The following is a 7,904-nucleotide window of genomic DNA, read 5'->3' on the forward strand; positions in this document are numbered from 1 at the left end:
CCGTCGTACGCCTGCTCCGGGGCCGCCGCGACACGGCCGCCCCGGCTCAGCTCGTGTAGACCGTGCCGTCGAGCGCGTCGGCCGCCGGCGCGGCGAGCAGCGTGAGCACCGCGGCGACGTCCTCGGGACGGCCCAGCCCGGCCCGGACCCGCGCCACCCCCGCCGCGTCGGCACCGTTACGCGCCGCCTCGTCGAGTGACCGGCGCATCAGCGGGGTGTCGATGTCGCCCGGACACAGGGTGTGCACCCGGATGCCGCGTGGCCGCAACTGCCGGGCGAGGGTCAGGGCCAGGCCGTGCAGCCCTCCCTTGCTCGCGCCGTAGGGTACCGACCCGGATCCGGTCACGATGCCCGCCTTCGATGCCACGAAGACCAGCACGCCGCCGCCGGCCGCCTCGAGGTGCCCGGCGGCGTGCTTGGCGACCAGGAACGGGCCGGTGAGGTTGGCGGCGATGACCCGCGCCCACAGGTCGACGGTCACCTCGCGGACGTCGAGTCCCTGGCCGCGCATGATCCCGGCGACGTGCAGCACGGTGTCGATTCCGCGCAGGTCGGCGGCGGCCCGGTCCAGGGTGGCCGCGACCGCCGCCTCGTCGGTGATGTCGAGTTGGTACCCGTACGCCTCCGGGCCGGCCTGCGCGGCGGCGGCGCGGGCGCCGTCGCCGTCGAGGTCGAGGACCGCGACGGCGGCACCGGCGGCCGCGGCCGCGCGGGTGGTGGCGAGACCGATCCCGGACGCGCCGCCGACGACCACGACCCGCCGCCCGGCGAGCAGCCCGGTTTCGGCCGGGCCGGGCCGGGCGTCCGCGTTCCCGGCCGGGGCCGCGCCGGCCCCGGCGGCGGCGTTCGGGTCGCCGTCCGCCGCGCCGGGGCCGGTCGCGGTGGTCACGCCAGGGTCCGGCGGACCGCGTCGACCACGGCCGCCGCCTCCGGCACCACCGCGGCCTGCAGCGACGGCGCGGCCGGCATCGGTACGTCGGGCGCCGCGACCCGGCGCACCGGGGCCCGCAGGTCGGCGAAGCACTCGTCGGCGGCGCGGGCGGCGATCTCGGCCCCGAAGCCGCCGGTCAGGTTCGCCTCGTGCGCCACGACGAGCCGGCCGGTGCGGCCGATCGACGCGGCGACGGTGTCGAAGTCGAGCGGGTTGAGCCAGCGCAGATCGACGACCTCGACCTCGATCCCCTCGGCGGCGAGCTGGTTCGCCGCCTCGACGGCGACCGGGACCAGCCGCGACCAGGCGACCACGGTCGCGTCGGTGCCGGGGCGGACCACCTTCGCGCCGCCGACCGGCTCGACCGGCGCGTCGAGGCGGACCTCGCCCCGGGTCGGGTAGAGCATCCGGGCCTCGGCGACCACCACCGGGTCGTCGCTGGTCACGGCGGTGCGCAACATCTGGTACGCGTCGTCGGCCGTCGCCGGCAGCGCCACCCGCAGCCCCGGGGTGTGCGCGAGGTACGCCTCGATCGACTGCGAGTGCTGGGCGCAGGCGCCCGGCGAGTAGCCCTGCTGCAGCCGGATCACCAGCGGCGCGGTCCACCGGCCACCGCTGGAGTAGCGGGTGTTGGCGATCTGGTTGACGATCTGGTCCATCGCGACGAACGCGAAGTCGGCGTACATGATCTCGGCGATCGGCCGCAGGCCGGTCATGGCGCTGCCGAGCGCCATGCCGAGGAACCCGGTCTCCGAGATCGGGGTGTCGAAGATGCGGCGGTCGCCGAACCGCTTGTGCAGCCCCTTGGTGGCGCCGAACGGGCCGCCGGGCAGGGCGACGTCCTCACCGAAGTAGACGGTGTCGTCGCGGCTGTCGAGCGCCCAGGCCAGGGCGTGGTTGACGGCCTGGATGTAGCGCAGCGACTCAGGCATAGAGGTGCTCCTTCACGGTCGCCGGGTCGGGGAAGGCGATGGCGCGGGCGGCGGCGACGGCGGCCTCGACCTCGGCGGCCACCTCGGCGTCGATGGCGTCGAGCGTGGCGGTCAGCGCGGCGTCGGCGGCGTCGCGGATCCGGACCAACGGCTCCCGGGTACGGGCGTCGGCGATCTCGCCGGCCGGCCGGTAGTGCTGGGCGTCGCCGCTGTAGTGGCCGACCAGCCGCTCGGTCATCGCCTCCACGATGGAGGGTCCGGCGCCGGCGCGGGCCCGCTCGACGGCGGTCGCCATCGCGGCGGCGACGGCGTCCGGGTCGTTGCCGTCGACGACGGTGCCCGGGATGCCGTAGCCGGCGGCCCGCTCGGCGAGCTGCTTGACCCGGACCATGTCGTCGATGCGGGACATCTCCGAGTAGACGTTGTTCTCCACGACCAGGATCAGCGGCAGGTCGAGTACGGCGGCGAGGTTGAGCGCCTCGTGCACGTTGCCCTGGTTCATCGCACCGTCGCCGATGGACGCCACCGACACGTCACCGGTGCCCTGGTGGCGGGCGGTCAGCGCGGCCCCGGCCGCGACCGGCACACCGGCGCCGACGATCGAGTTCTCGCCGACGAAGCGCCGGGAGACGTCCGACAGGTACGGCGACGCGGCCCGACCGCCGCACAGCGCGGAGTCGCGTCCCATGATCTCGGCGAACAGGGCGGCCATGTCGACGCCGCGGGCCAGCGCCCAGCCGTGGCCGCGGTAGGTGGCCGACACGTAGTCGCCGTCGCGCAGGACCCGGGCGGCCCCGACCGGGATCGCCTCCTGGCCGTTGCACAGGTGGATCGAGCCCGGAACCTCGCCCTCGTCCTTGAGCGTCATCAGCCGCTCCTCGAACCGGCGGATCCGCGCCATCGACCGGTAGTCGTCCGCCAGACCCATCACACCCCCTGGGATCGTATGAGCCGTAATGCGGCTCGTTCGTTGGGGAGCCTAGACCACGCCGCGAAGCTATGGAAGAGTGCAGGTGCAAGGTTGTGGCCGTTATTGGACTTAAATTGCCGGCCACGGTGCGGCACGCTCTCCCAGGCGCCGCACCGACCCCGGCGGCACAGGGAGCGATGATGCGGATCACCGAGGTCGAGTCGGTCGTGCTGGGCGACGCCCACTTCGTCACCGTGCACACCGACACCGGACTCGTCGGCGTCGGCCAGTCCGCCTGCTGGGGCTATCCCACCGCCGTACACGCCGTCGTCGAGACGTTCCGGCCACACCTGGTCGGCGCCGACCCGGCCCGCATCGAACACCACTGGCAGCACCTCTACCGGATGGGCCCGTTCCGCGGCGCGGTGCTCGGCGGAGCCGTCTCCGCCATCGACATCGCCCTGTGGGACATCAAGGGCAAAGCGCTCGGCGTCCCCGTCTTCGACCTGCTCGGCGGCCGCTACCGCGACAAGGTACGACTGCACCTGCTACTGCCCGGCACCGGCGCCGAGGCCCTCGCCGCCCAGGCCGCCGCCGCCGTCGCCGACGGCTTCACCGCCGTCAAGTTCGACCCGCTGCCGGCCAACTACGGCGACCTGTCACAGGCCCGGCTCGTCACCGAAACGGCGAAGACCACCGCCGCCGTACGCGACACCGTCGGCGCGGACGTCGACATCCTCATCGAACTGCACCGCAAACTCACCCCGCTCCAGGCGGCGGCCGTCATCCCCGCCCTCGCCCCGCACCACCCGCTGATGGTCGAGGACGCCATCCAGATCGACAGCATCAGCAGCCAGGCCGAGGTGGCCCGGCGCGCCCTCGGGGTGCCGAGTGCCAACGGGGAACGGCTGCACACCATCTGGGAGTTCAAGGAGCTGCTCGCCCAGGGTGGTACGCAGTACGTACGCCCCGACGTCGGGCTCGCCGGCGGGCTCAGCCACGGCCGGAAGATCGCCGCGCTCGCCGAGGCGCACCACGCGGCGGTGGTCACGCACAACTGCCTCGGGCCGCTGCTGACGATGGCGTCGGTGCACCTCGACGTGGCCATCCCGAACTTCGTCACCCAGGAATACTCGCCACTCGACGACGAGCTTGCCGAAGGGCCGGCGCGAGCCTGCGTACGCCGCGAGGGTGGTTACCTGCCGGTGCCAACCGAACCGGGGCTCGGGGTGACCCTGGACCTGGCCGGTGCGCAGCCGCAGGACCTGACCGGGCGGCCACTGACCCGCATCCCGATCCGCGCGGACGGCTCCATCGCGTACGCCGTCTGACGGACCGTCCCGCCATCTCGGCAGCCCGAACGGGCGGCCGCCCCGGTCAACGCAGGATTCTGGAGACGACCTCGTCCACCGACTGGACCTTGGGAAACGACCCCACACCGGGCTCGCCGGTCTCCTCGACGTCGATCATCCATTCCTCGTGTTCGACCTTTTTCCAGGTGGACCCGCGCTCGATCCGGAACCCGAGCTGCTTGATCGCCCAGGTGACACGCCTGTCGGTCGGCTCGGTGACCTCGCGGTTGGTGAACCGGTAGCCGTACTCCGAGACCCACTCGTCGCCCACGTAGCAGTCGATACGGACCTGTGGCCGTTTGTCCCTGCCGATGAACGCGAATCCCGCCGTGTAGGTGTACGGCTCTTTGGCCCCACCGAGGTCCCAGTCCTCGTCGTCGTCCCGGGGCGGGGCCGTCGGGGCCGGCGGCTTCGCTCGCTGCACGGGCACGGCCGTCCGTGCTTGCGGCGCACCGGCCGGGGCTCCCAGCAGGTGGCCGTGCGGACCGAGCCGCTGACGGATGGCCGAGGTCAAGCCGTCCGGTCCCGTTTCGTCGTTCCTGATCCACCAGGTCGCGTCGGTGAGTCCGAGGAGGACCAGTCTGAGCTCGCGGGGCATGGCCGCCGCCCGCTGGTGGCGCCGGAGCCATGCCGATCGGAGATCGTTCGCCCGCCGGATCTGATCGGGGGTCCCACGGGTTATCGCCGGCAGGTCGGCCATCTCGTCGCTCCTCGCGCCGGACATGTGCCTCGTCGTCGATCACCCTACTACGCGGTGAGTCCGCATAGGACAGTTCCACTGGCGCCGGGCCGGGCCCCCTCTCGGACCCGGCCCGCGGGTTCGGCTCCGGACGGCAGGACCGGCCGGGGCGCGGACGACTAGGGGCGGCGGCCGAGGAAGCGCAGCGCGTTGCCGGAGAGGATGGCGTCGCGCTGGTCGTCGGTCAGGAAGTCGGACCTGCGGACCACGTCACCGACCGGGCGTTCCCCCAGCGGGTACGGGTAGTCGCTGCCCAGCACCACCTGGCCGGCGCCGAGCGTGTCGACGAGCAGTCGTAGGGCGGCCGGCTCGAACACCACGCTGTCGACGAGGAAACGGTTCACGTAGTGGCTCGGCGGGTGTTCGGACTTTCCGCGTACGAGGTCACCGCGGCGGTGCCAGGCGTTGTCGGCCCGGCCGAGCCAGAACGGGAAGCTGCCGCCGCCGTGGGCGAAGCACAGCTTCAGGGTGTCCGGCACCCGGTCGAAGACGCCGCCGAGGATGAGCGCGAGGATCGACAGGTGGGTTTCGGCGGGCATGCCGGTCAGCCAGCGGGCCATCCACCGGTCGAGGCGGGGACCGCCGGGCATGTCCCAGGGGTGCACGAACACCGGGGCGCCGACCGAGGCGCAGTGCTGGAGGAACGTGACGACGCCCTCGTCGTCGAGGTCGCGGTCACCGACGTGGTTGCCGATCTCGACACCGGCGTGGCCGGCGGCGAGGCAGCGGTCGACCTCCGCGCAGGCGGCGTCCGGGTCCTGCAACGGCACCTGGCAGAACGGCACCAGCCGGCCGTCGCCGGCCGACGTGAGTTCGAGGGTCAGGTCGTTGAAGATCCGGGCGACCTTGGCGGCCTGGTCGGCCGGGCGCTCGTACGAGAAGAAGACCGGGGTGGGTGACACCACCTGCACGTCGACCCCGTCAGCGTCCATGTCGGACAGTCGGGTCGGGGCGTCCCAGGCCGGCGGGCCGACCGGCCGGAACTCCGTCTCCCCCACCATGATCATGGCGGCGCGTTCGGAGTCGACGCGGAGCCAGGGCCAGCCGGAGCCGCCGCACGCGGCGGACAGGTCCGGCCAGCCCTTCGGCACCAGGTGGGAGTGCAGGTCGACGACGGGGCCGGCCATCAGCCCTTGCCCGGGTGCAGCGCGCCGCACCGGTCGCAGGTCCGGGCCTTCTCGTCGGCGTAGAACGCCTGGAAGACCGGCGGCAGGTCGGCGACGATGTCACGTACCTGGAGCTCCACGTCGTGGACCTTGTTGCCGCAGTCGAGGCAGTACCACTGGAAGCGCTCCAGGGTGCCCTCCTCGCGGACCCGCTCGATGACGACGCCGATCGAGCCGGCCTCGGGCCGCTGCGGCGAGTGCGGGACGTTGCCCGGCAGCACCCACATCTGGCCCTCGCGGATGTGCACCGTACGCGGCCCGTCCTCGGTCATCAGGTTCACGTGCATGTTGCCCTTGACCTGGTAGAAGAACTCCTCGTACGGGTCGACGTGGAAGTCGGTGCGCTGGTTGGGTCCGCCGACGACCTGCACGATGAAGTCGGCGCCGGTGGGGAACATCTGCTTGTTGTTGACCGGCGGCTTCAGCAGGTGCTGGTTCTCGTCGATCCAGCCGGGAAAGCTCACCGGCTCGGCGATCTCGGTCATGCGCGGGCTCCTTCCGGAAGTACGGCCACTGCCTGGATCTCGATGAGCAGGTGCGGGTGTGGGAGTTGGTGTACGGCGACGGTGGTGCGGGTGGGTCCGGTCTCGTCGAAGTATTCGGCGTAGATCTCGTTGTAGCCGCCGAAGTCGTTCATGTTGACCAGGTAGGTGGTGATCTGGACGAGGTCGGTCAGGTCGGCGCCGACGGAGTGCAGGATGTCGCGGATGTTCTCGATGACGGCGCGGGTCTGGACGCGGATGTCGAGGTCGGTGGTGCCCATCGGGTCGACGGAGGCGCCGGCGATGGTGTTGTCCGGCCGCCGGCTGGACGTGCCGGAGACGAAGACCAGGTCGCCGGCGACCCGGACGTGCGGGAACCGGCCACGCGGCGCGGCCTTGCCGGCCACGACCCCGCCGCCCTTGGCGCCGTTGCCCGGTGCGCTCCCGGCGGTCACGGGATCGCCTTCAGCGACGCGGTGCCGAGCGATTCCACAACGGCGCGGACGTGGGCACCGGGCTTGAGCGGCACGGCGGCCGTCGCCGCGCCGGCCAGGAACACCCATCCGGTACGCAGCTGTACGCCGTGGCGGCCGGCGAGCCGGACGCCTTCGGTGAGGGCGCGGCGGGGGTCGCCGAGGATGGCGGCGGTGGAGCCGGTCTGGACCACCCGGCCGTCGACCTCGAGGAGTACGCCGAGGTTGTCGATGCCGGCCGGGACCGGCTGCCACGGGCCGATGACGTACGCGGCGGCAGAGGTGTTGTCGGCGATGACGTCGGGCAGGGAGAACGTGAAGTCGCGGTAGCGGGAGTCGATGACCTCCAGCGCGGGCGCGACCGCGCGGACCGCCGAGGCGAAGTCGGCGAGGGGTTCGCCGGGTTCGGGGAGGCGGTCGAGCAGGAACGCGACCTCGGGTTCGACCCGCGGGTGGATGAGGCCGCCGACCGATACGGTGCCGCCGTCGTCGACGCGCATGGCGTCGGTGAGCCGGCCCCAGATGACCTCGTCGACGCCGACCTGTGCCATCTTGGCCCGGCTGGTCAGGCCCATCTTCAGCCCGACCAGGGTTTCGCCCCGGGCGAGGCGGTGGGCGACCAGGGCTTCCTGGACGGCGTACGCGGTGTCGACGTCGATGCCGGCGTCGGCGGCGAGCTGCGGGATCGCGGTCGCGGTCCGCGCGGCGTTGTCGAGTCGTTCGGCGATGGTGGCGAGGTCGGTCACGGCTTGCCCTCCCCGCCGCCACCGACCAGGTCGAGGGCGACGTCGACGATCATGTCCTCCTGCCCGCCGACCATGCGACGGCGGCCGAGCTCGACCAGGATCGAGCGCACGTCGACCCCGTACCGGTCCGACGCCCGCTCCGCATGCCGCAGGAAACTGGAATACACCCCGGC

The 7,904-nt window shown here is 72.6% G+C and carries 9 protein-coding genes and 1 pseudogene; 1 reads left to right on the forward strand and 9 read right to left on the reverse strand.

Features of this window, described 5'->3' with window-relative positions:
* Positions 1–46: 46 nt before the first annotated feature.
* Genes AB0I42_RS29095 through AB0I42_RS29105 form a run of 3 tightly spaced genes read right to left on the reverse strand, consistent with a single transcriptional unit; the run spans position 47 to position 2,791 of the window.
* Positions 47–889: an SDR family oxidoreductase gene (locus AB0I42_RS29095; RefSeq protein WP_357542154.1), complete on the reverse strand. Its 843-nt coding sequence runs from the start codon at positions 887–889 to the stop codon at positions 47–49.
* Positions 886–1,863 carry a transketolase C-terminal domain-containing protein gene (locus AB0I42_RS29100; RefSeq protein ID WP_357542156.1) on the reverse strand — a complete coding sequence of 326 codons (978 nt, stop codon included), beginning with the start codon at positions 1,861–1,863 and terminating at the stop codon, positions 886–888. Before AB0I42_RS29100 ends, AB0I42_RS29095 begins: the two co-directional genes overlap by 4 nt.
* The gene (locus AB0I42_RS29105; RefSeq protein WP_357542158.1) at positions 1,856–2,791 is read right to left on the reverse strand and encodes a thiamine pyrophosphate-dependent dehydrogenase E1 component subunit alpha; all 936 of its coding nucleotides are present in this window, start codon (positions 2,789–2,791) and stop codon (positions 1,856–1,858) included. Before AB0I42_RS29105 ends, AB0I42_RS29100 begins: the two co-directional genes overlap by 8 nt.
* Positions 2,792–2,973: 182 nt before the next feature.
* Here AB0I42_RS29105 and AB0I42_RS29110 point away from each other — a divergent pair, with 182 nt between their 5' ends.
* Entirely contained in the window at positions 2,974–4,104 is a 1,131-nt protein-coding gene (locus AB0I42_RS29110; RefSeq protein ID WP_357542160.1) for a mandelate racemase/muconate lactonizing enzyme family protein, read from the forward strand.
* Between the two features lie 46 nt (positions 4,105–4,150).
* Here AB0I42_RS29110 and AB0I42_RS29115 read toward each other — a convergent pair whose 3' ends face one another.
* From AB0I42_RS29115 to AB0I42_RS29140, 6 genes and pseudogenes are all read right to left on the reverse strand, one after another.
* Positions 4,151–4,555: a hypothetical protein gene (locus tag AB0I42_RS29115; protein ID WP_357542162.1), complete on the reverse strand. Its 405-nt coding sequence runs from the start codon at positions 4,553–4,555 to the stop codon at positions 4,151–4,153.
* A gap of 428 nt (positions 4,556–4,983) precedes the next feature.
* Entirely contained in the window at positions 4,984–5,991 is a 1,008-nt protein-coding gene (locus AB0I42_RS29120; RefSeq protein ID WP_357542164.1) for an amidohydrolase family protein, read from the reverse strand.
* Positions 5,991–6,515, reverse strand: coding sequence for a 3-hydroxyanthranilate 3,4-dioxygenase (locus tag AB0I42_RS29125; protein ID WP_212818072.1), 525 nt, complete (start codon positions 6,513–6,515; stop codon positions 5,991–5,993). Before AB0I42_RS29125 ends, AB0I42_RS29120 begins: the two co-directional genes overlap by 1 nt.
* Complete coding sequence (locus AB0I42_RS29130) at positions 6,512–6,967, reverse strand: RidA family protein (protein WP_357542166.1); 456 nt, start codon at positions 6,965–6,967, stop codon at positions 6,512–6,514. The genes AB0I42_RS29125 and AB0I42_RS29130 overlap by 4 nt, the downstream gene beginning before the upstream one ends.
* The gene (locus AB0I42_RS29135; protein WP_357542168.1) at positions 6,964–7,731 is read right to left on the reverse strand and encodes a fumarylacetoacetate hydrolase family protein; all 768 of its coding nucleotides are present in this window, start codon (positions 7,729–7,731) and stop codon (positions 6,964–6,966) included. Before AB0I42_RS29135 ends, AB0I42_RS29130 begins: the two co-directional genes overlap by 4 nt.
* A pseudogene (locus tag AB0I42_RS29140) lies at positions 7,728–7,904 on the reverse strand (4-hydroxy-2-oxovalerate aldolase); the annotation flags it as partial. The gene AB0I42_RS29135 and the pseudogene AB0I42_RS29140, both read right to left, overlap by 4 nt.

The sequence above is a fragment of the Polymorphospora sp. NPDC050346 genome (genome assembly GCF_040655695.1).
GTDB classification, from domain to species: Bacteria; Actinomycetota; Actinomycetes; order Mycobacteriales; family Micromonosporaceae; genus Polymorphospora; species Polymorphospora lycopeni.

Bases quoted from the DNA above. Each gene is read 5' to 3' on its own strand.
- AB0I42_RS29100 (WP_357542156.1), bottom strand. From the start codon at position 1,863: ATGCCTGAGTCGCTGCGCTACATCCAGGCCGTCAACCACGCCCTGGCC.
- AB0I42_RS29105 (WP_357542158.1), bottom strand. From the start codon at position 2,791: ATGGGTCTGGCGGACGACTACCGGTCGATGGCGCGGATCCGCCGGTTC.
- AB0I42_RS29110 (WP_357542160.1), top strand. From the start codon at position 2,974: ATGCGGATCACCGAGGTCGAGTCGGTCGTGCTGGGCGACGCCCACTTC.
- AB0I42_RS29120 (WP_357542164.1), bottom strand. From the start codon at position 5,991: ATGGCCGGCCCCGTCGTCGACCTGCACTCCCACCTGGTGCCGAAGGGC.
- AB0I42_RS29125 (WP_212818072.1), bottom strand. From the start codon at position 6,515: ATGACCGAGATCGCCGAGCCGGTGAGCTTTCCCGGCTGGATCGACGAG.